This is a genomic window from Amycolatopsis acidiphila (assembly GCF_021391495.1).
GTDB lineage: Bacteria > Actinomycetota > Actinomycetes > Mycobacteriales > Pseudonocardiaceae > Amycolatopsis_E > Amycolatopsis_E acidiphila.
Map to the genome: position 1 here is coordinate 327,772 of NZ_CP090063.1, position 21,880 is coordinate 349,651.

Sequence of the window (21,880 nt, forward strand, 5' to 3'; positions counted from 1 at the left end):
CGTTTCACTAGATGAAACATGCGGGAACTTACAGGCGTTGAAGGGACCTTCGATGGACAACGCAGGGCCGCAGCTACTCACACAGTCCGACGAGCTCAGGAAACGAGCGCTCAGGCGGACACCGGGTGGCGTCCATTCCAACGTCCGGCTCAGCGGTTCACAGGACTTCATCAAATGCGCGCGCGGCGCCTGGCTGTACAGCGTCGACGGCCAGGACTACGTCGACTACCTGCTCGGCCAGGGCCCGAACTTCCTCGGTCACGCCCCCAAGCACATCGTCGACGCGGTGTTCACCGCTTGCCGGGACGGCGTCATCTTCGGCGGTCAGCATGAACTCGAAGTCCGTGCGGCCGAGCTCGTGTGCGACGCCGTCGGCTGGGCGGACATGATCCGCTTCAGCATGACCGGCACCGAGGCGGTCCAGGCCGCGTTGCGGCTCGCCCGTGCCGCCACCGGCCGTACCAAGATCATCCGCTTCGAGGGGCACTACCACGGCTGGCTGGACAACGTCCTGATGAGTCAGCGCGACGGGAAGTGGGGCACGGCCAGTTCCGGTCAGCTCGCGCGGCACCTCGAAGACTCCATCCTGTTGCCCTGGAACGACGCCGCCCGCCTCGCCGACGCCCTCGACGAGCACGGGGACGAGGTCGCCGCGGTCATCATGGAACCGATCATGATCAACGCCGGGGTGATCGAGCCGCTGCCGGGCTATCTCGAGGCCGCGCGCAGGCTCGCCTCCGAATACGGCGCCGTGCTCATCTTCGATGAGGTCATCTCCGGTTTCCGGCTGGGACTCGGCGGTGGTGCCGGCCGTTACGGCGTCACCCCGGACCTCGCGACCTACGGCAAGGCGATCGCCGGCGGCTTCCCCGTCGCGGCGCTCGTCGGCCGTGCGGACCTGATGGACCGGTTCGGCACGGGCGAGGTCAACCACTCGGGAACGTTCAACAGTTCGGTGATGGCCACGGCCGCGGTCACCGCCACGCTCACCAGTCTCGTCGAAGATCCGCCGTACGACCGGATTGCCGAGCACGGCAACGCGCTGATGGCCGGGTTGCGGGAGATCGGCGCCGCCCACGAGGTCCCCCTGCGTGTTTCGGGTCTGCCACAGGCTTTCCACGTGTCCTTCGGCGACGCCAAGGTCACCGACTACCGATCACTGCAGCAACTCGACCTCGCACGGTACGAGACGCTGGCGAGCTCGCTCGTCGAGCACGGGATCTGGGTCACCGGCCGTGGGGTCTGGTACGTGTCGGCCAGCCACGGGCAGCGCGAGCTGGAAACGGCGCTGACCCGCTTCGACAAGGCGCTCACCGAGTGGGTGGCCCAGTGACGAGTCACGTCCGGGTCCAGCAGAACGGCAACACCGCGAGCTTCTCGTCCTACGTCTGTGCCGGCGACTTCGTCTTCGTCTCAGGGCAGGCATCGGTCGAGGACGGGGTGATCGTGCCGGGCACCTTCGAGGAGGAGCTGCGCCGGTCGATCGAGAACGTCCGCAAGGTGCTGGGGGAGACCGGGCTGCGACTGTCCGATGTGGTCAAAGTGGGGGCTTACGTGGACGACCCGGCGGACGTGCCGGAGTTCAACCGGCTCTACCGCGAGTACTTCCGCGAACCGCTGCCGGCGCGGACGACGCTGACCGGTTGCCTGGGCGGCATCATCAAGTTCGAGATCGACGTCGTGGCCTACGCGGGGGAGTGAGCAGGTGCGGTTCGCGACGTTGGGCCTGTTCCACGAGGCGAATACTTTCTCGCCGCTGAAGGCGGACCAGCAGCTCTTCGCGGGCGGAGGCGTGTTCCGCGGGGACGAGATAGTGGCGGAATACGCCAGTTCGTCGACGATTCTCGGCGGCTACCTCGAGGAATGCCGGCGTTCTGGGGTCGACCTCGTGCCGCTGGTCTCGGCGTTCGTCACCCCCGTCGGCCCGGTGACCGAGGAGGCCTTCGAGGCGCTGCTCGGCGAAATGGTGGAAGGCCTGTGGGAAAACGGGCCGTGGGACGGGGTCCTGCTGCACATCCACGGTGCCGCGGTAGCCGAGCACCGCCCGGACGCCGACGGGGAGATCGCCGCGCGAGTGCGCCAGGCTGTCGGGCCGGGTGTGCCGGTCGGCGCCGTGCTCGACATGCACGCCAACGTGTCGCAGCAGTTGATCGACGCGCTGACCGTCACGCTCGCGTACCAGACGAACCCGCATATCGACGCCAGGGAGAAGGCCGTTGCCTGCGCGAAGCTCGTGATCGACGCGGTGGACGGGCGCATCCGGCCCGAGCAAGCCCTCGTACAGCTTCCCCTGGTCGTCAACATCGCCCGGCAGGACACGAACGAGCCACCGATGTCGGACCTCGTGGACAGGGCGCGGGCGCTCGCGGACCGGCCCGGGATGTTGTCGGTGAGCGTGCTGGAAGGTTTCCCGTACGCGGACGTGCCGCAGATGGGCATGTCGTGCCTGGCGATCTCCGACGGCGACGCCGTCCAGGCCGAAGCCGCTGCGCGGGAGCTCGCCGACGAGGTCTGGCGGCGGCGCGTGGAGCTCCAGGCGCAGGGCACGACGGTCGACGACGCCCTCGACATCGCCGCGCGCGAGCAAGGCCCGGTGGTGCTGCTCGACGTCGGGGACAACATCGGCGGCGGGGCGCCCGGGGACTCCACGGTCATTCTGCAGGCAGCGGTCGCGCGAGGGGGGCGGTCGCTGGTGCAGACGCTGTGGGATCCCGAAGCGGTCCGCCGCTGCATCGACGCCGGCGTGGGCGCCAGGGTCAGCCTCGAAGTCGGCGCGAAGAACCCGCACTCGGCGGGGAAACCCGTGCCGGTGACCGGCGTCGTGCGCACCATCTCGGATGGTCGGTTCGAGGAGCCCAAGCCGACGCACGGCGGTTACCGGTTCTTCGACATGGGCCCGACGGTGGTGCTGGACACCGATTCGGGGCACACGCTCGTCCTGAGCACCAAGGCGATTCTCAACTCCAGCCTCCAGCAGCTGCTGAGCGTCGGCGTCGATCCGACCACGTACCAAATCGTGGTGGCGAAGGGCGTCAACTCGCCGCGGGCCGCGTATGCGCCCATCGCCAAGCGGATGGTCGTCGTCGACACCGACGGGGTCACCGCGATGGGACTGGAGCGGTTCACCTACGAGCACCGCCGCAAGCCCTTGTTTCCCTTCGAGACACCAGAAGGACGATGAGATGAAGTTCCTGAGGGTCGGGCCGCCAGGGGCGGAGCGACCGGTGCTGCTGGAGGACGGCAGGCACTACGACCTGACACCGCTGACCGCCGAGATCGACGGCCGGTTCCTCGCCGGCGACGGGCCACGGCAGGCGCGCGTCGCACTCGACGCGGGGGAGCTGCCGGAGGTCGACATCGTCGGCGTGCGGATCGGGGCGCCGATCGCGCGGCCCGGCGCGGTGTTGTGCATCGGCCAGAACTACGCCGCCCACGCCGCCGAATCGGGCGACGAGCCGCCGTCCGAGCCGATCCTGTTCCACAAGTCGCCGAACACCGTCGTCGGGCCGTACGACGACATCCTCATCCCGCGCTCGTCCACGAAGACCGACTGGGAGGTCGAGCTCGGCGTCGTCATCGGCAAGCGCGCGCGGTACCTGGAGAGCCTGAACGAGGCGCGGGCGTGCGTCGCGGGGTACGTCACCTCGAACGACGTGTCCGAGCGCGCGTTCCAGCTCGGCCGGCCCGGCGGGCAGTGGTCCAAGGGCAAGTCGTGCGAGGCGTTCAACCCCGTCGGGCCGTGGTTCGTGCCGGCGTACGAGATGCCGGACCCGCAGGTTCTCGGGCTGCGGTCGTGGGTGAACGGCGAACCGCGGCAGGACTCGAAGACCGCCGACATGATCTTCACCGTCGACGAGATCATCTGGCACCTCTCCCAGTTCCTGGTGCTCGAACCCGGCGATCTGGTCAACACCGGGACGCCGGAGGGGGTCGCGCTGTCCGGACGGTTCGAGTACCTGCGCGAAGGCGACGTGGTCGAGGTCGAGATCGCCGGGCTCGGGCGGCAGCGGACAGTCTGCGGTCAGGCCTGATGGGCCTCCCGGCCGGTGTGGTCGACGCGCTGAAGCAGATCGTGGGCGTCGACGGTGTCCGGCTCGCGCCTGGCGAGCTGGCCGCGTACGCGCGCGACGCGACGCCGTTGTTCCACGCGGAGCCTGACGTCGTGGTGTTCCCCAGGACCACCGAACAGGTCGCCGCCGTGCTGCGGCTGGCCACCGAGCACGAGGTGCCGGTGGTCCCGCGGGGTGCCGGGTCGAACTTGTGCGCCGCCACGGTTCCGCTGTCCGGGGGCATCGTCCTGGCCCTGACCAGGATGACGCAGATCCTGGAGGTCGACGGCGACGAGTTGCTGGCGCGCGTGCAGCCCGGCGTGACGACCGCGAGGCTTGCCGACGCGGCGGCCGCGCGCGACCTGCTGTACGTGCCGGATCCGGGCAGCCGGACGACGTCGACGGTCGGCGGCAACGTCGCCACCTGTGCGGGCGGCCTGCGCGGGCTGAAGTACGGCGTGACCCGGAACTACGTCCTGGGGCTGGAGGCGGTCCTGCCGACGGGGGAGGTCATCCGGACCGGTGGGCGGCTGTGGAAGGACGTGGCCGGCTACGACCTGACACGCCTGCTCACCGGCTCGGAGGGCACGCTTGCCGTGCTCACCGAGGTCACCGTGGCCCTGCTGCCGAAACCGGCCGAGGTCGGCACCGGCATCGCGTACTTCGACTCGCTCGCCGACGCGTGCCGGGCGGTCGCGGCGATCATCTCGGCCGGGATCGTGCCCGCGACGCTCGAGTTCCTGGACCAGAAGTGCATCGCGGCCGTCGAGGACTACGCGCAGCTCGGCCTGCGTGGTGACGCGGGCGCGCTGCTGTTGTTCGGTGACGACGGGCCGATAGAGGTCGTCGCGGGCAACCTGGTGCGGCTGCGGAAGATCTGCACCGAGGCCGGGGCGCTCGAGGTGACGCTCGCCGAGGACGTCGCACGCTCCGACGCGCTGCTCGCCGCGCGGCGTTGCTCGTTGCCCGCACTGTCACGGCTGGGATCGCTGACGATCCTCGAAGACGTGACGGTGCCGCGCCCGCGGCTGGCCGCGATGGTGGACCAGATCGACGAGATCGCCGCCCGGTTCGGGCTGCTGATCGCGACGTTCGGGCACGCCGGCGACGGGAACCTGCATCCGACCTGCGTGCTCGATCCCGAGGACGACGAGGCCATCGACCGCGCGCACAAGGCGTTCGCGGAGATCTTCGCGGCGGCCATCCGGTTCGAGGGCACGATCACGGGCGAACACGGCGTGGGCGCGGCGAAGCTGCCGTTCCTCGCCGACCGGCTGGGCGCCGACCAGATGCGGTTGCTGCGCCGGATCAAGACCGCGTTCGACCCGGCCGGCATCCTCAACCCGGGGAAGGTCGGCTCGTGATCTTCGACGACGACCTGCTGGAACGCTGTATCTCGTGCGGGTTCTGCCTGCCCGCGTGCCCCACGTACAGCCTGACCGCGGACGAGTCGTCGTCGCCGCGCGGGCGGATCACGTTGATGCGCGCGCTGGAGACCGGACAGCTGGAGCCGGACGATCCGACGCTGGTCGAGCAGTCGTCGTTCTGTCTCGGTTGTCGTGCGTGTGAGCCGGTGTGCCCCGCGGGCGTGCAGTACGGAGACCTGCTGGAGCAGTGGCGGGATCACCAGTGGCAGGGCCGGAACCGGCCGGTGCTCGCACGCCTGCTGATGGCGGTCGTCGCGCGGCCCTGGTTGTTGCGGCTACAGGGTCTCGTGCGGCGTCACGCGCGGACGAAGGTGCGCGGTCGTACGTATTCGCTGATGCTCGGATGTGTCGAGCGCGGGCTGTATCCCCGCGTGAGCCGGGCCGCGCTGAGGCTCGCGCCGGGGATGCAGGCGCCGCGTGCGCAGGGGTGTTGCGGTGCCTTGCATGCGCACAACGGCTCGTCCGTCCAGGGCGCGGAAATGGCCGAGGCGCTGGGAAAGCGGCTGCCCGGCACAATCGTGACGACGGCAGGCGGCTGTGCGGCGCACCTTTCCGCGCACCTCGGGCGGGACCGGGTCAAGGAGTTCAGCGAGTGGCTCGTCGAGATGGGCGCGTGGCCTCAGGGCGAGGTACGCGTCGATGGGCGGCGGGCGCGGGTCGCGCTGCAGGATTCCTGTCACCTGCGCAACGGGATGGGCGTCACACGCCAGCCGCGCGAACTCATCAAGGCGGTGGCGGAGTACGTCGAGCTACCGGGCGCGGGCGGCTGCTGCGGCGCCGCGGGCACGTATTCGCTGCTGCGCGGCGCGGACAGCCGGAAGGTGCTGGCGCCGAAGCTGGCGGAGATCGAGGCCGCACGGGTGGATTTCGTGGTCGTCGTGAACCCCGGTTGCCTGCGGCAACTTGAGCAGGGTCTGCGGCGGAGCGGCTCCCGCGTCAAGGCGGTGCATTTAGCCGAGCTGCTCACGTGGGCCGAGGAATGAGCGCCTGAACTGAACCCCTGGCTCGCCATTTCCCCGCCCGACAGGGTGGGAGAATGGCGCAACGGATCAGGGTGGCTGTTTCCGGTGCCGGCGGTGGAGTCGGCCAGAGCATTCTCAAAGCCTTGCAGGACAGCGAGTACGACGTGGTCGCGCTGGACGGCGACAGGCTGGCGGCTGGGCTCTACACGACCAACCGGTCCTATCTGGTGCCCCGCCCCGCCGATCCCGATTTCCTCGACAGGATGCTGGAAATCTGCCGCGCCGAGAAATGCCGCCTGCTTTTCCCCGGCCTGGACACCGAACTGCGGCCGCTCGCGGAGAACACCGACCGGTTCGCCGAACACGGCATCACGGTGGTCGTCAGCTCGCCGGAGGTCGTGGACATCGGGGACAACAAGTTCCGCACCTACTCGATCCTGCGCGAGCACGACATCTCCGTGCCCGAGACGGTCGACATGGCGGTTCCGGGCGCACAGCCGCCCGCGTTCCCGTTCATCCTCAAGCGTCGGGAGGGCGGCTCGCGGTCGAAGGACGTCTTCCTCGTCCGCGACGCGGGCGATCTCGCCGAGCTGACCGTCGATCCGGCGGAGTTCGTGGCACAGGAGTACATCGAGGGCGACGAGTACACCTGCGGCTCGGTCAGCTTCGACGGTGACTGCAAGGGCGTCATCGCGATGCGCCGGACGCTGCGCGACGGCGACACCTACAAGGCCTTCGCGGTGCGCGACCAGGTCGTCGAAGACGAGGTGCGGAAGGTCATCGCCGCGATCAAGCCGTTCGGCGCGTGCAACGTGCAGCTGCGGGTGCGGGACGGGAAGCCGTACATCTTCGAGATCAACGCACGCTGCTCCGGCACCACGGCGGCCCGGGCGCTGTGCGGGTTCAACGAGCCACGGATGATCGCCGACTACCTCTGTCACCAGCGCGAACCGGACTTCCAGGTGCGGGAGCAGGCCGTGTTGCGGTACTGGAAGGAGCTGGTCGTGCCGAACGAGCTCATCGACGAGCTGGGCAGGCACGGCAGTCTGTACCGGTCGGGCACGGACCAGCTCTAGCCATGCTGCTCGCGGTGTTCAGCGATGTGCACGGCAACCTGCCCGCGCTGGAGCGGATGCTGGCGGACGCCGGCGCTGTGGACGGGTACGTGTGCCTCGGCGACACCGTGAACTACGGGCCGTGGAGCAACGAGTGCGTCGATCTCGTCGATTCTCTGCCGAACCTGGTGTCCCTGCGCGGGAACCACGAGGACTACTTCCTGCGCGGGGAATACGGCGGAAGCAACGAACTGGCGCGAATGTTCTTCGCATTTTGTTCCGGCACGTTCGACCGGCTGGAATCGCTCAGAAGGCTCGATGTCGAATATCGGGTGAACGACATCGTCTTCTCGCACACGATCGGCGATCGGTACATCTTTCCGGACACTCCGGTGGAACTCGACTCCGACCGGATCATCGGGCACACGCACCGGCAGTTCCTCGTCCGGCGACCGCCCTTCTTCTTGTGCAACAGCGGAAGCGTCGGGCAGAATAGAGCGTCCATCGACGTCATCGACTACCTGCTGGTCGAGACCGGGACCAGGGATGTGCGGCTGCGGCAGCTGAGTTACGACTGCCGACTGATCATCAACGAGATGAAGGCCCGGCACTATCCGGCCGAGTGCGTCGCATACTACGAAAACAAACCGCGTCGCCGGTAGGTTTTTTCTACTTTCGGTAATCGAAACGGCTTGTTTCCTGCCCGGAACGGCGTAACATGTGATGCTTCTCCCACCCTAACTGTTACCCGACTCTGCTCTCGGGCCGAACACCCCGACACGGCCGCCCCCGAGGAGGTGCAGGGATCAGATGTCCTTACCGCTGCACGGACACGAGCTGTTCCGCTCGACGAACCTCGACGAGATCCGCACGCACATGAGCGGCGTCCTCTGCCCGCACGAGGTCGGCATCCGCGACCGTGACGTCGTGCTCGACGCCCAGATGAACTCGCTGCACCTCGGCGACATCGGACTGAACTACGTGCACTACGGCGCTTCGGTGTGGGTCGATCCCGGGTGCACGAAGGACTTCATCGCGCTGCAGATCCCGATGAGCGGATTGAGCAAGATCCGTTGCGGCACGGAGGAGATCGAGTCGACCCCTGACGTGATGCTGGTGAGCCGCCAGGACGAGCCGCTGCGGATGGAGCTGTCCGCCGGCGCTCAGCTGCTGGTCACGAGAATGTCCTGGCCCTTCCTGGTGGACACCCTCAGCGCACTCCTTGGCGTCAGCGCGCCGTGGCCGCTGCGTTTCGAACTCGGCATGAACGTTCGCGCCGAGCCGCAGCAGGCGTGGTTCCAGCTGCTCGTGCAATGCTACCGCCGCGCGAGCCAGCCGACCTGGATCCCCAGTCGCCGCCTGTGGGGTCCGCACTTCAAGGAGCAGCTCGCCCTCGGCCTGCTGCGTGCGCAGCCGAACAACTACAGCGAGATCCTCGCCGCGTCGCCGTTGCCGGCGTCGCATCGCGTGCTGCGTCAGGCGATGGCGGTGCTGGACGGCTCGCCCGAGTACTCCCACACCGAGTGTTCGCTGGCCCGCAAGCTCGCGGTCAGCGCCCGCTCGTTGGACGCCGCCTTCAGGTCCTACCTCCACACCTCCCTGCCCGGGCACCTCTTCCACGTCCGCCTCCGCCGGGCGTTCGTCGACCTGCTCGAAGCCCAGCCCGGCCAGGTCACGGTCGATCAGGTGGCGCGGCGGTGGGGCTTCACGCCCGAGGGCTTCCGCAGGTGCTACCAACGCGAGTTCGGCGAGTCGCCAGAGGAGACGCTGCACCGGTGATGTCAAGCCGTTGACCTCCTGTTGCACCAGCTCTAGGCTGACGAATGAAACAGCCGTTCCAATGACAGAGAACATGAGACGATGGCTGAAGAAACCCAGGAGGGCGACGCCCTGCTCGGCCCGCACATCCTGCACATCCAATCCGGACATGAGCTCGCCCGGCGTCAGAGCCCGGGCCCGAGCGGTCGTCTGCTCGCGGGCAAGCTCGCAGCCGACTGCCAGGCCTCACTCGAGCTACTGCAACCACAGTCCGACTACGTGGTGCTCGTCGTGCTCACCGAGCGTGTCGTCGTCCGGCACGGTGACGCGTACCTCGAAGCCGGCAACGGCTCGCTGCTGGCCGCCGCCCCGCACCAGCGGCTCAGCATCGAGTTCGGTCCCGATTCGCTCGTACGCGTGGTGCGCATCGACCCCGCCTTCGTACACGCGCGGCTCGCGCCGCGGCTGGCCTTCCCGCCGGAGGGCCTGGTGTCGTTCGCGCCGGTGGTGACGTCGTTGCGTGGCGCCAACGACACGGTGACCAAGAGCCTCCTGCGATTCCTGACCGGCGCTCCGGGGCGGTTCACCGAACGCTCGGAGGAGGTCTTCGTCGACTGGCTGCTGCACCACCAGCAGCACACGTATTCCGGGCGGTCGCGTGACCGCGTGGAACGCGATGAGGTGGCCGCGTACGTCCAGCTGCTGATGGACAACTATCCCTTCGTCGGAAGGATGGAGTACTACGCGCGGGCCGCGGGAGTCACGCTTCGGGACCTGATCGCCGCCTTCCGGGAATCCGGCTGCCTGCCGCATGAATACCTGCGCTCGGTGCGTCTCGACTGCGTCCGCCGGCTCCTCGAGAGCGGCGAGTGCTCGTCGGTTCGCAAAGCCGTGACGGACTGCGGTTTTCGCGAGAACGTCCAGTTCCACAGGTGGTACTTCCAGCAATACGGCGAATCGCCGTGGGAAACGCTACGCCGGGCAAGATCGGAGTGATGAGTGCTGAGGGTTCCCGACGTCCTGGTCAGTGTCCGGCACAAGGGGTTTCCGGCCGCGGCGGTCGGCCACCCGGCAAGCGAGGTCTCCGCCGCGCTCGATGACTTCCTCACGCCTGTCCTCGTGGTGAAGGACAGCGCACTCCGGCACAACCTCGCGACGATGGCGCGCTTCTGCGAAGACCACGCGCTGTCGCTGTCGCCTCATGTGAAGACCACGATGTCGCCGGAGATCGCCGCCGCGCAGCTCGAGCACGGCGCCTGGGCGCTCACCCTCGCGACGCCCAGCCAGGTCAGGATCTTCCGAAGCCTTGGCGCGCAACGCATCGTCCTCGCCAACGAGCTCGTCGACCCGGCGGCGATCGACTGGATCGCCGCGGAGATGGCTGCCGACCCGGAGTTCACCTGCTATTGCTACGTCGACTCCCTCGACGGGGTCGACATCCTGGAAAAGGAGCTGGGACAACGGGAACGTCGCCGTGCGTTCCCGGTCATCCTGGAGCTCGGCGTGCCCGGCGGGCGGGCCGGCGCACGGGATCTCGACCAGCTGCGACTGATCGCCGAGCGTGTGACGGCCTCGGCGCAACTGCGGCTCGCGGGGGTCGGCGGCTTCGAAGGGGTCATCGGTGGTGCGCTCGACGCCAAGCTCCTGGCGGAGGTTCGCGCCTACCTGCGTCGGCTGCGTGACGCGGCCGACGAACTGTCGCACGAGGGCGAGTTCATCATCACCGTCGGCGGTAGTGCGTTCCCCGAGCTGGTGGCCGACGAGCTCGGACCGTCCTGGCAGCGAGGCCGCCCGATCCGCGTCGTGCTGCGCAGCGGCTGTTACGTCACCCACGACTCGCTGGCGTACCAGCAGTTCCGCGACCTGTTGGCGACCGAGTACCAGTCGTTGGCCCTGCGGCCCAGCCTGGAGCTGTGGGGGCGCGTGCTGTCCACTCCGGAACCCGGACTGGCCATTCTCGACTTCGGCAAGCGGGACACGGGTGTGGACGCGGGCTTTCCCGTGCCGCTGCACCGGATCCGCCGCGGGTCGACGGTGCTGGAACAGGCGCCACCGGGCGAGCTGACAGCGTCGAACGATCAGCACGCCTACTTCCGCGGCGAGCTGGAGGTGGGCGACCGGGTCGGGTTCGGCATCTCCCACCCGTGCACCACCTTCGACAAGTGGCAGCTGATCCCCGTCGTCGACGACTCGTACGTCCTTTGTGGAACGGTGCAGACGCTGTTCTAGCGCTCGCTGCTGTCGGACTCGGGCCACCACTGGTCGAGGATCTCCATCCGTGCGTCCAGGAGCGACGGGTCGCGCAGGTCGATGATGTGCACGCCGTTCCAGCGGCGGAACCCGATGCCCTCGAGCATTGCCCCGGCGCGCACGCTTGCCAGCTCCGCCGCCACCCGGTCGCCGGGGCAGGGGAACTCCAGCGGCGACACCCGGCTCGCGCCGATCCGGGCGTTGGGGGCGAGGATGCGCAGCGCGCTCGCGACCAGTGCGGCGCCCAGGCCGTGCCCGCGCCAGCCCTCGACCAGCTCGACCCGGCGCAGGATGACCATCCGCGGTGGCCCGGGGGAGATCTGCTTGTCCAGCTCGGGGTGCAGCTTGCCCTCGTCGGGGTCGATGACGGTCTCGGCGATGAACTCCAGTGCCCATTCGCCGAGCACGACCGAGTCGAGCAGGTTGCGTTCCTTGGTCAGGTCGGCGATGACCAGGGAGATGTCCCCGACGTGCCGCAGCTCCTCGGGGCACACGTCGAGCGGGGAGATGTCGGCGGAGGCGTGCCACTGTTCGGGTTGTTCGTCCTCGTCGTCGATCTGCCACCAGAACCGGCGATGCGACAGGTTCAACTCGATCGACAACGGGTTCGCGGGAAGGTCGGGGACCATGGCTCGTTCACCGGACCCGAGGTGCAGTTGCACGTGCATATGCATGGTCGCGGATTCCGGTCACCCGGAACGTCTTAATCGCGTTCGGGCCGTCAGTCAATGGGCGCCGACCGTGTGCCATCCCTGTCACGATAACGACAGAACGTGAATCACTGGTACCGCCAGAGGTTTGACGTAGCCGCGAGCAGGGATTTTGAAAGTCATCTCGTGTTCCTTCGCATGGCCCGTGGTTCACCTCGCGAACCGGCGCGGCGAGCAGAAATACCCGAACGGGTGAGGGTGGGTTTTTCACTGCGGACGCCCGCGCCGGTCGGCTATGTAAGTTCCTTTCGACCTGATTGTCACGACCAGCCCCCGATAACGGAGAAGACGGGTCGCATGCCGGGCCGTTCCCAGCGACACCCCGTATTCCTGCGCGAGTCTGCGCTCGGAGGGCAGCGGTGTATTCGGGGCCAATTCCCCCGCGTCGATTCGAGCGGCGATGTGCTCGGCCATCATTTCGTAGACGTAACCCGGGGTGTCGCCGGGATCGAACTTGGGAACGATCACGTGGCGAAGGTAGAACCGCCTTGAACAGCGAAAATAGCGTGGGTGAGCCGTCCTGCGGTAGGGCGCGACAATGCGCGTACGAGCAAGGCTGTGGACACCTTCCCGAATAGTCGGAGGCGTCACTCTAGCGGGTCATGGATACAAGCCCCGAAGCCGTGAATACGGAAATCGTTCAGCGTTCGGATGCCGGTTGTCCGCGCAGGATCTCGACGCGTTCGGAACCCGGCCAGCCGTTGACCCAGCTGGACCCGAGGACCTGCTTCGCGGATTTCTTCAACGGCGCCAGCAGGCGGGAAACCTCGCGATAGGACTTCGCCATCGCGCCGGCGCACACGACCGTCGCCAAGGAGATGGTGGCGGGCATGCCGTCGGCGCTCCACGGCGTATCCAGAAGTGTGTCGGCGACCGTGGTGATTTCGTCGATGTCACAGGCGATCAGGAAGTCGTCACCACCGACGTGACTGACTGTGACACTGCGGAGCTTCGTGGCGAGATCGGACAGCGCGCGCCCGAGCGAGCGGATCAGGTCGTCACCCGCCGCGAACCCCGCGGTGTCGTTGACGCGCTTGAAGGAGTCGACGTCGAGCCACGCCACGACGAAGGGATGCCCGCCCGCGAGGCGCCGGGTCACCTCGCGGGCGACGGTGTCGCTGCCCGGCAGCCGAGTCAACGGGTTGAGCGCCGCGGCCTCCTCGATCTTCACCTCGGCGACACCGCGCACCAGTTCGTGCACGAGGACGACGCCGACGCAGCGGCCCTGCGCGTCGACGACGATGACGTCGTCCCCGGTGCGGTCCAGCTCGGCGTCGGTGACCAGGTCGAGCAGTTCGAGCGCGCCGGCGCCGACCCGGATCGTGCGCGGTGGGTCGGCGAGCCGGGCCGCGGGGCGGTTGGCGTGCAGCGCGTGGCCGAAGGGGCCGGTCATCTCCAGCAGGAACCGCGCGCGGTCGATCGACCAGACCGGCCGGTTCCCGTCGTCCACCCCGACGATCCCGGTCGGCGCGTCGTGGTCGAGCAACACGTTGCGGGCCTGGTCGCAGGTGGCGTCCTCCGGCAGCGTCCGCGGCGGGTGCAGGAAGTCGTCGACGCGTGGGCCGGCAGCGGACATCCGGACCGGGCCGGGGTCGACGCTGGTCAGTCCCATCGCGGGCACGCCGCCCTCGCGCGCGGGCGCGAACAGGTTGCCCTGCACGATCCGGATGCCCAGCTGCCGCACGGTGGCCAGCTGCTCCTCGGTCTCGATGCCCGTCGCGACGAGCCGGATACCGGTGCGGGCCGCGAAATGACAGAGGGCTTCGACGAGCGCGACCGCCGGCTGGTCGCCGGGCAGCCGGTGCAGGGTGGTGCGGTCCAGCTTGATCAGGTCCGGGCGCGCGTCGGCGAGGAGGTTCAGCGGGATGTCGCCGTGGCCGACGTTGTCGAAGGCGATGCGGAATCCCAGCTCGGCGAACCGGCGGACGCCGGCGAGCAGGGCCTTGGCGGGCACGCCGTGGAAGGGCGCGCCGATCTCGAGGACGACTTCGCGAGCCCGCCGACCTGTCGTGGCCAGCGCCGCGAGCAGAGAGTCGAGCACCAGCTGCGGAGCGGCTGCCGACGCGGCGGTCAGGTTGAGGTGGAGCGGGAGCAGGGTTTCGTAGGTGGCCCCCTCGGTCACGGCGCGGGCGGCGAGCGCGGCGTCGACCTTGATGAGACGCCCTTTGCGCATCGCGTAACGCAGCAGCTCCTGAACCTTGCCCGAGGCCGGGCGGGCCAGCGCCTCGATACCGGTGATACCGCCTGTATGCAGGCTGTACACGGGCTGGAAAGCGAAGCTTACCGGCTCGACCGCGACTTCCACGTGCAGATTTTCGCCTGTCGCGGAGCTGTTTCCGCCAACCGTGGCTCGATAGTTACATATGAATAACACTCAGATAAATATTGTGGCACAGGTCACCTTCGGTAAAGGCGGCACTGACACCGGTCCAACTGGCCCCTACCGCCCGGATGAGTGGACAGCCAGGCTCGAGGGGTTGGGCTGTCACCGGGGCGAGGAGACCGCATGCCGTCTTTCATGGAGCCGTTCCGCATCAAGGCCGTCGAGCCGATCCCGTTTCCGACGCCGGGCGAGCGCCGCGAAGCGCTGGCCACCGCCGGGTACAACCTCTTCCGGGTGCCCGCGCGGCAGATCACGATCGACCTGCTGACCGACTCCGGGACCGCGGCGATGTCGGCGGCCCAGTGGTCCGCGCTGCTGTCCGGTGACGAGTCCTACGCGGGCGCGCGCTCGTTCGAACGGTTCGAAGCGGTCGTGCGGGAGCTGACCGGATACCCCGAGGTGCTGCCGGTGCACCAGGGGCGCGCCGCGGAGCGGATCGTGCTCGGCAACGTACTGGGCCTCGGCGACATCTCGGTGAGCAACACGCATTTCGACAGCACGCGCGCGAGCGTCGAGGCCGTCGGCGCGGAAGCCGTCGACCTGCCGGTGCCGGCGTACGAAGGCGTGCCCAACCCGTTCGGTGGCGACATCGACCTGGACGCACTGGCGGAACTGCTGACCGGGCGGTCCGGACAGCGGATCCGGTGCGTCGTGCTGACCGTCACCAACAACGCCAACGGCGGCCAGCCGGTGTCGCTGCTCAACATCGCCGGTACCCGCAAGCTCTGTGACACCCATGGCATCCCGCTGTACCTCGACGCCTCGCGCTTCGCCGAGAACGCGTACCTCATTACCGAGCGCGAAGCGGGCTACACGGACTCGACGCCGCGAGAGATCGCGCGGACCATGTTCGACCTCGCCGACGGCTGCTGGGCCAGCCTCAAGAAGGACGGCATCGCCAACATCGGCGGCCTGATCGCGCTTCGTGATCCGGAACTGGCGCGCCGCTGCGTCGAGCAGGTCATCGCCTTCGAGGGGTTTCCGACCTACGGCGGGCTCGCCGGACGTGACCTCGACGCGCTGGCGCAAGGCCTGATCGAGGTCACCGAGCCGGACTACCTGCGCTACCGGGCCGAGAGCGCGCGCTGGTTCGGCGAGCAGCTCGGGCTCGCGGGCCTGCCGGTGCTGCAGCCGACCGGCTGCCACGCGGTCTACGTCGACGCGGGCCTGCTGCTCGACCACATCCCGCCGCACCAGCTGCCGGCCACCGCGTTCGCCAACGAGCTGTACCTGGCGGGCGCGGTGCGGGTGTGCGAGCTGGGCACCCTGGTGTTCGGCAGGCCAGGGGATACCGGCGGCCCGGACATCCCGGCGCCACGCGAGCTTGTCCGCTTCGCCCTGCCACGCCGCGTCTACACCGCCAGTCATCTCGAGTACGTCGTCGACGTCGCCGAGGACGTCCGGTCGAAGTCGGCCCAGCTGCGCGGCTACCGGATCGTGCGGCAGGGGGGCGCGTTGCGGCAGTTCACGGCCGCGCTCGAACCGGTGTAAAAGGCCCCCGGCGTATTTGTCCGCTAACCCGCTGCAAGTTGCAGTCAGCAAACTCCACCCGTTTGTCGGTAGTGTTTTGGTCCCTAAAGACCGAAAGTATGACCCTGGAGGTGTGTGGGAGTCGACATCGCCAAGACCCTGATCGAACCGACTGCCCGGGACAATGACAGCCTTACCCCTGGAAAATTACAAACTCTTCGAGTCGAGAGACGTGGACGAGACCCGGGACGAGGTAGGAAAGATCTTCTGCCCGCACCGGCTCGACGTCGTGGGGCCGAAACCGGAACTGCATGCACGGATGCATTGCCGGCGAATGCGCAATATTGCGGTAACGTATGTCTCATACGGCTGGGATGTGCGCGTGAACCCCGGCGAGCTCGATTCGTTCTTCGCGATTCTCGTGCCGACTGCCGGAAGAGGCACTTTTCAGTGTGGTTTCGAACAGATTCAAGCACTGCCGCAACAGAAGATTGCGATCGCGTCGGCGACCGAGCCACTGCACATGCGGTTGTCGGCGGACTGCGGCCAGCTGGTGGTCCGGGTGGAACGGGCGGCCGTCGAGGCGCGGCTGTCGGAGATGATCGACGGCGCCCTGCGTGAGCCCGTCCGCTTCCAGCTCGGCATGGACGTCGCCGGCGGCTACGCGCGTAGCTGGTTCGACGCGCTCAGTTACGGCGTCACCGACCTCGGCCGCCCCGAGACCATGCTCGCGCACCCGCTCGGCATGGAGCAGTTCGAGCAGAACATCATCACCGGGCTGCTGCTCGCCCAGCCGCACAACTACACCGCGATGCTCAACGGGGACGACCGGCCCGTGCCGTCGCGGCTGCTCGGCATCGCCGTCGACCTGATGGAGGGGCACCCCGAGTGGGCGCACACGCCCGCGAGTCTCGCCCGTCAGGCCGGGGTCAGCGTGCGCGCACTGCAGAAGGCCTTCCGCGAGCAACTCGACAGCTCGCCGAGCGAATATCTCCGAGGCGTCCGGCTACAGCGGGTGCACGACGAGCTCTGCGCGGCCCAGTACGACGTGACCACCGTCGGCGAGATCGCGAGCAAGTGGGGGATGGCGCACCACGGCCGGTTCGCCGCCGTCTACCGGGAGCGGTTCGGCGAGTCGCCGAAGCAGACGCTGAGCCGGCAGCATGCACGAAAAGGATAAGAGTGTTCGTGAAACGGATCGTCGGCCATGGGGCCGGCTTCTAACGTCAAGCCCATGCTGACCCGCGAAAATGCCGCGGGGTCTCGTGTCAGATCCAGCGACAGCATGCCGATCGGACGCCTCATCCGGTCGGTTCGCCGCGAGCACGGGCTCACCCAATACGGCCTGGCGGAGGCGCTGGCCACGGTTTCGGAGAATGACAGCCTGAGTCGCGACGAGGTTGCCCGCTGGGAACGCGGCAAGCGCGTTCCCGGCCCGTATTGGCAGCAGTGGCTCAGTGCTGTGCTGGAAATCTCGCCGGACCGGCTGCGCTCCTCCGCGCGGCTCGCCAGGGAACTGAGGTGGCGGTAACTGAAATTGGCCCCCTGATTTTCTTTTCACTTCCGGGCACACTTTCTCCAGCGGGGAGAAGTATTATTTCCGGGAGTGGGAGTAAATGGGTAAAGCACTGGTGACCCTGGTCAATCCGAATCTGGTACATCCACCGATCACGCCTTATGCGCTGGATATCCTCACCACCTCGCTGGAATCCGACGGCTTCGATGTCGAGGTGGTCGACCTGACCTTCCGGCGAGACGACTGGTGGGCCGTGCTGCGTGAGTACTTCGCCGAGCGGGAACCGCTGCTGGTGGGTGTCACGGTGCGGAACACGGACACGATCTACGCGCAGCAACAAAGAGTCTTTCTCGATGATCACCGGGCGATCATCGCCGAGATCAAGGCGTTGACCGGTGCGCCGGTCGTGGCAGGCGGTGTCGGCTTCTCGTCGATGCCGTTCGCCCTGCTGGACTTCTTCGACATTCCCTTCGGCGTCAAGGGCCCAGGCGAGAACATCATCGTGCGGCTGGCGAACGCGCTGTTGTCCGGTGAGTCCCCGGAAACGGTGCCGGGACTGCTGCTGAACCGCGGCGGCGGACAGGTGGAGAGAATGGCGCTTCCGGCCGCGGTCCGGCGCGGAAAGCCGACGTTCAGCCCCTTGAACACGATGACGAGATACACCCGCAGATCCGGCGTGGCGCTCAAAGTGGACAATCTGCGCTATTACCGCGGCGGTGGTCTCGGCAATATCCTGACGAAGAACGGCTGCGCCTACGCCTGCGCGCACTGCGTCGAGCCGGACGCGAAGGGCACGCACTTCACCCGCCGGGCGGTCGACGCCGTCGTGGACGAGATGGAGCTGCTCTGTGCGCAAGGTGTATACGACCTGCATACGACGGACAGCGAGTTCAACCTGGCGATCGCGCACAGCAAGGCGGTGCTCGCGGAGGTGATCCGGCGCCGGGACACCGACCCGGCCTCACCGCTGCGGCAGCTGCGGCTGTGGATCTACGCGCAGCCGACCCCGTTCGACGAGGAGTTGCTGGACCTGCTCGTGCAGGCCGGTTGCGCGGGCATCAACCTCGCGCCCGACCACGTCAGCGAGGACCTGCTCGACGACTGGAAGGTCACCGGCCGCGGCCGTCGCTACTACTCCTTCGAAGACGTGCGCCGCGTCGTCGGGCTCACCAAGCAGTACGACCTGCCCGTCATGGTCGAGGTGCTGCTCGGGATGCCGGGGGAGACCCTCGAGACGATGACGGAGGCGGTGCGGGAGACCCTGGCCCTGGACGTCACCGTGGCGGGCTACAGCCTGGGCATCCGCGCCTTCCCGTACTCGCCGTTGGGCATCCAGCTGGCGCAGCAGTGCGACGGCAGGCAGACGGTGCCCGGTTTGCAGTCGGACACCGCTACCGAGCCGATCATCCTCAAGCCGCGTACCCAGTGCGCGAGCGTCGTCGAGTACGAGCGGCAGTTCGTGTTCGACAGCGCGGGCCGCTTCCGGCCGGTCTACTACCTCTCGCCGCTGCTGCCCGAGGACCCCGAGACGCTCGCCGCGCCGAACGGCCGCTGGGCGAGGAGTGTGCAGCTGTTGTGGGACCTCGTGCCGGAGTCGGAGTACTACCGAGTCATGCTGCCGACGCTGCCGGGCATCACCGAGGACGACAACAACTACGCCGACAACCCCTTCCTGCTGAAGCTCATCCAGCTCGGCTACACCGGCGCGTTCTGGTCCCACTGGCCGCAACGCCACGAGATCATGCACGGCGCCGCCTGAGCACCACGCACAGTAGTGAGATCTCGATTTCAATACAGGTATTCGCATGAGCGCAAGCTTTGTGTAGTGTCACCCGAGGTTGCCAAGGCAGCATGGTCACCTTCGGGTGGCCCCGGCTGCGCCGGTCGGCCGCTTCAGCGTCGAAGGGGTCGGCCGGCGAGGCCGGTTCTTCTGTCCACTTCGGACACTCATCCGCGGGTGTGGCGAGCGCCCAGCTGGGTAGCCACAAGGCATGAGATACCTCAGCGAGTTGCCATACACCCGTGAGGACTACGAGCGTGGCCTGCGGGAACAGGCCGCCACCAGGCGTGCGCGCGTGTCGCCCCGGCTGGTTCTCGACGTTGCCGTGGTCGCGGCGTGCATCGCCCTCGCCATCGTCTTCGGGGCGTTCGAGCTGTGGTGGGGCGCGGTGCTGCTGTCGGTCGTCGCCGTCGGCTGTCTGCTCGACTTCGTCCTGATCGCCGGGCCGAAACATCACCGCTGGCGTGTGCTCACGACCGAGCTGGGTATCCGGGAGCCATGACGCGGACGCGGGCGTTCCCGGACCGGCGTGCGGCTGGCCTGCGCCTGGGCGCCGAGCTGCGCCGGCGCGAGTGGCACGACCCGCTGGTGCTGGGCCTCGCCCGTGGTGGCGTCGTCGTCGCGCACGCCGTCGCGGAGACGCTCGACGCGCCGCTGGACGTGGCCGTCGCACGCAAGATCGGCGCGCCGGGGCATCCGGAGTTCGGCGTCGGCGCGGTCACCGCGACCGGCGACGCCACCTTCGACGCCCGTACGTTGCACGCGCTGCGCCTGCGCCCCGAGGACCTGCGGGAGGCCCGCGAGTCGGAGCAGGCGGAAGCGCGCCGACGGGAACAGGTCTACCTGCGCGGCCGCGACCCCGAGTCGCGCACCGGCCGGGACATCATCCTGGTCGACGACGGTCTCGCGACCGGCGTGACGGCACGGGCGGCCGCGCACGCGATCCGCGGGGACCAGCCGCGTTCGCTCGCCTTCGCCGCGCCTGTCTGCGCCCCGGAGGCGGCGGCCGGCCTGAAAGCCGACGTCGACGAAGTCGTGTGCCTCCTGGCGCCGGACGATCTCCGCGCGATCGGCGAGTGGTATGTCGACTTCGCCCAGACCTCCGACGAAGAAGTCGTCGACCTGCTCGGAAGTGGGCCAGCGTGACCGTTCCCCTTGTCATCGACGTCGGTGGCGAGTCCCTTCCCGGCGACCTCACGATACCGGCCGATGCCGTCGGGATCATCGTGTTCGCACACGGCTCCGGCAGTTCGCGGCACAGCCCACGCAACATCGCGGTCGCGCGCACCCTGCAGGACTACCGCTTCGGCACGCTGCTGTTCGACCTGCTCACCGAGGGCGAGGACGACCGGCGGTTCGACGTCGACCTGCTCACCCGGCGCCTGCTGCACGTGCTGGACGACCTGACCCGGCGCGACTCGACGGCGAACCTGCCGGTCGGCCTGTTCGGCGCGAGCACGGGCGCGGCCGCGGCGGTCGGGGCGGCCGCGGCGTGGCCGGAGGAGGTGCGGGCGGTCGTCGCCCGCGGCGGCAGGCCGGACCTTGCCGCGGCCGCCCTGCCGCGGGTGACCGCCCCGACGCTGATGATCGTCGGCGGCAAGGATCCCGAGGTGCAGCGGCTCAACGAGGAGGCGGCCGCGAGAATGGGCGGGCCCGCGGAGGTCCGGATCGTGCCCGGGGCGACGCACCTGTTCGAGGAGCAGGGCACGCTCGAGGCGGCCGCCGAAATGGCGGCGACCTGGTTCACCACGCATCTCATCTGAGGCCGACGAAGTCCGCCATCTGGAAGCACGTGTACATGAAGAAGGCGTCCGCGGGGTCCGCGCTGCCCACGTACTGCCCGAACAGCTCGAAGTTGATCGCGCCGAAGAGTTGCGTCCAGGCGATGAGCAGGCGGCTCATGTCGGCGGGCGACAGCTCGGCCTCGATCGTCTCGACGAGCCCCCGCGCCTGTTCCTGCAGCTTCTCGGGCACTGGCGGGCCCGTGAAGGCCGGCCGGAGCACGCCCGAAGTGGCGACGCCGACCAGGGCCAGCGCCACGCGCGCGGCCGGGCCGACGGTGTCCTGCGGGGCCTGGTAGCCGGGAATCGGCGAGCCATAGATCAGCGCGTATTCGTGCGGGTGTGCCAGCGCCCAGTTCCGTGCCGCCTGCCAGAGGAGCTGCCAGCGGGAACGCGGGTCCTCGCCGGTGTCGTCCGCCTTCTCCACCGCCTCGCCGATGGCGTTGTACGCGTCGATGATCAGCGCGGTGAGCAGGTGGTCGCGGCTGGGGAAGTAGCGGTAGAGCGCGGACGACACCATGCCGAGCTCTCGTGCGACGGCCCGTAGGGAGAGCCCGTGCGCGCCGACCTCGCCCAGCTGGCGCCGAGCCTCGTCCTTGATCTCCTGCGTCAGCTCGGCCCGGGCGCGGTCGCGGGCGGTCTTGATGGCGGCCATGCGAGACAGTCTGCCACGCTTTGAGAGCGCCGGACAAATTCGAGATCACGGCTCTTGACTTGGTGCGCACCGAGGTGTTCTCTG

At 68.3% G+C, this 21,880-nt stretch carries 22 protein-coding genes; 18 read left to right on the top strand and 4 right to left on the bottom strand.

Annotated features, from left to right (window positions below):
• Nucleotides 1–52: 52 nt before the first annotated feature.
• The 11 genes from LWP59_RS01665 (at nt 53) to LWP59_RS01715 (ending at nt 11,480) form a co-directional block, all read left to right on the top strand.
• Entirely contained in the window at nt 53–1,333 is a 1,281-nt protein-coding gene (locus LWP59_RS01665; protein ID WP_144632898.1) for an aspartate aminotransferase family protein, read from the top strand.
• Nucleotides 1,330–1,701, top strand: a complete 372-nt coding sequence (locus LWP59_RS01670) for a RidA family protein (RefSeq protein ID WP_144632900.1) — start codon at nt 1,330–1,332, stop codon at nt 1,699–1,701. Before LWP59_RS01665 ends, LWP59_RS01670 begins: the two co-directional genes overlap by 4 nt.
• Nucleotides 1,702–1,705: 4 nt before the next feature.
• Complete coding sequence (locus LWP59_RS01675; RefSeq protein WP_144632902.1) at nt 1,706–3,181, top strand: M81 family metallopeptidase; 1,476 nt, start codon at nt 1,706–1,708, stop codon at nt 3,179–3,181.
• 1 nt (nt 3,182) lies between these two features.
• A complete protein-coding gene (locus LWP59_RS01680; RefSeq protein WP_144632904.1) occupies nt 3,183–4,031 on the top strand; it encodes a fumarylacetoacetate hydrolase family protein in 849 nt (282 codons plus the stop codon).
• Nucleotides 4,031–5,413, top strand: a complete 1,383-nt coding sequence (locus LWP59_RS01685; protein WP_144632906.1) for an FAD-binding oxidoreductase — start codon at nt 4,031–4,033, stop codon at nt 5,411–5,413. The genes LWP59_RS01680 and LWP59_RS01685 overlap by 1 nt, the downstream gene beginning before the upstream one ends.
• The gene (locus LWP59_RS01690; protein WP_144632908.1) at nt 5,410–6,459 is read left to right on the top strand and encodes a (Fe-S)-binding protein; all 1,050 of its coding nucleotides are present in this window, start codon (nt 5,410–5,412) and stop codon (nt 6,457–6,459) included. The genes LWP59_RS01685 and LWP59_RS01690 overlap by 4 nt, the downstream gene beginning before the upstream one ends.
• A 53-nt stretch (nt 6,460–6,512) precedes the next feature.
• Nucleotides 6,513–7,514: an ATP-grasp domain-containing protein gene (locus LWP59_RS01695; protein WP_144632911.1), complete on the top strand. Its 1,002-nt coding sequence runs from the start codon at nt 6,513–6,515 to the stop codon at nt 7,512–7,514.
• A gap of 2 nt (nt 7,515–7,516) precedes the next feature.
• Nucleotides 7,517–8,155 (top strand): metallophosphoesterase family protein, encoded by a 639-nt coding sequence (locus LWP59_RS01700; RefSeq protein ID WP_144632912.1) that lies wholly within the window; start codon nt 7,517–7,519, stop codon nt 8,153–8,155.
• 148 nt (nt 8,156–8,303) lie between these two features.
• Nucleotides 8,304–9,272 (top strand): AraC family transcriptional regulator, encoded by a 969-nt coding sequence (locus LWP59_RS01705; protein WP_144632914.1) that lies wholly within the window; start codon nt 8,304–8,306, stop codon nt 9,270–9,272.
• An 81-nt stretch (nt 9,273–9,353) separates the two neighbouring features.
• Entirely contained in the window at nt 9,354–10,247 is an 894-nt protein-coding gene (locus tag LWP59_RS01710; protein WP_144632916.1) for an AraC family transcriptional regulator, read from the top strand.
• 3 nt (nt 10,248–10,250) lie between these two features.
• The gene (locus tag LWP59_RS01715; RefSeq protein ID WP_144632918.1) at nt 10,251–11,480 is read left to right on the top strand and encodes an alanine racemase; all 1,230 of its coding nucleotides are present in this window, start codon (nt 10,251–10,253) and stop codon (nt 11,478–11,480) included.
• On the opposite strand, the gene LWP59_RS01720 is transcribed toward LWP59_RS01715, so the two are convergent.
• From LWP59_RS01720 to LWP59_RS01730, 3 genes are all read right to left on the bottom strand, one after another.
• On the bottom strand, nt 11,477–12,169 hold the full coding sequence (locus tag LWP59_RS01720; protein WP_144632921.1) for a hypothetical protein: 693 nt from the start codon (nt 12,167–12,169) through the stop codon (nt 11,477–11,479). The two genes, LWP59_RS01715 and LWP59_RS01720, sit on opposite strands and share 4 nt — an antisense overlap.
• Before the next feature lie 249 nt (nt 12,170–12,418).
• Entirely contained in the window at nt 12,419–12,679 is a 261-nt protein-coding gene (locus LWP59_RS01725) for a GntR family transcriptional regulator (RefSeq protein ID WP_229857975.1), read from the bottom strand.
• A 172-nt stretch (nt 12,680–12,851) separates the two neighbouring features.
• Nucleotides 12,852–14,516, bottom strand: coding sequence for a GGDEF domain-containing protein (locus tag LWP59_RS01730; protein WP_144632923.1), 1,665 nt, complete (start codon nt 14,514–14,516; stop codon nt 12,852–12,854).
• 201 nt (nt 14,517–14,717) lie between these two features.
• Here LWP59_RS01730 and LWP59_RS01735 point away from each other — a divergent pair, with 201 nt between their 5' ends.
• The 7 genes from LWP59_RS01735 (at nt 14,718) to LWP59_RS01765 (ending at nt 21,123) form a co-directional block, all read left to right on the top strand.
• On the top strand, nt 14,718–16,085 hold the full coding sequence (locus LWP59_RS01735; protein WP_144632925.1) for a tryptophanase: 1,368 nt from the start codon (nt 14,718–14,720) through the stop codon (nt 16,083–16,085).
• A 163-nt stretch (nt 16,086–16,248) separates the two neighbouring features.
• Nucleotides 16,249–17,244: an AraC family transcriptional regulator gene (locus LWP59_RS01740; RefSeq protein WP_144632927.1), complete on the top strand. Its 996-nt coding sequence runs from the start codon at nt 16,249–16,251 to the stop codon at nt 17,242–17,244.
• 54 nt (nt 17,245–17,298) lie between these two features.
• Complete coding sequence (locus LWP59_RS01745) at nt 17,299–17,595, top strand: helix-turn-helix domain-containing protein (protein ID WP_144632929.1); 297 nt, start codon at nt 17,299–17,301, stop codon at nt 17,593–17,595.
• Between the two features lie 85 nt (nt 17,596–17,680).
• Nucleotides 17,681–19,339, top strand: a complete 1,659-nt coding sequence (tsrT, locus tag LWP59_RS01750) for a tryptophan 2-C-methyltransferase (protein ID WP_144632931.1) — start codon at nt 17,681–17,683, stop codon at nt 19,337–19,339.
• 232 nt (nt 19,340–19,571) lie between these two features.
• Complete coding sequence (locus tag LWP59_RS01755) at nt 19,572–19,862, top strand: hypothetical protein (RefSeq protein WP_144632934.1); 291 nt, start codon at nt 19,572–19,574, stop codon at nt 19,860–19,862.
• Entirely contained in the window at nt 19,859–20,506 is a 648-nt protein-coding gene (locus LWP59_RS01760) for a phosphoribosyltransferase (protein WP_144632936.1), read from the top strand. Before LWP59_RS01755 ends, LWP59_RS01760 begins: the two co-directional genes overlap by 4 nt.
• Nucleotides 20,503–21,123 carry a dienelactone hydrolase family protein gene (locus tag LWP59_RS01765; RefSeq protein WP_144632938.1) on the top strand — a complete coding sequence of 207 codons (621 nt, stop codon included), beginning with the start codon at nt 20,503–20,505 and terminating at the stop codon, nt 21,121–21,123. Before LWP59_RS01760 ends, LWP59_RS01765 begins: the two co-directional genes overlap by 4 nt.
• Here the strand turns inward: LWP59_RS01765 and LWP59_RS01770 are convergent.
• On the bottom strand, nt 21,116–21,796 hold the full coding sequence (locus tag LWP59_RS01770) for a TetR/AcrR family transcriptional regulator (protein WP_144632940.1): 681 nt from the start codon (nt 21,794–21,796) through the stop codon (nt 21,116–21,118). The genes LWP59_RS01765 and LWP59_RS01770 overlap by 8 nt on opposite strands.
• Between the last annotated feature and the right edge of the window lie 84 nt (nt 21,797–21,880).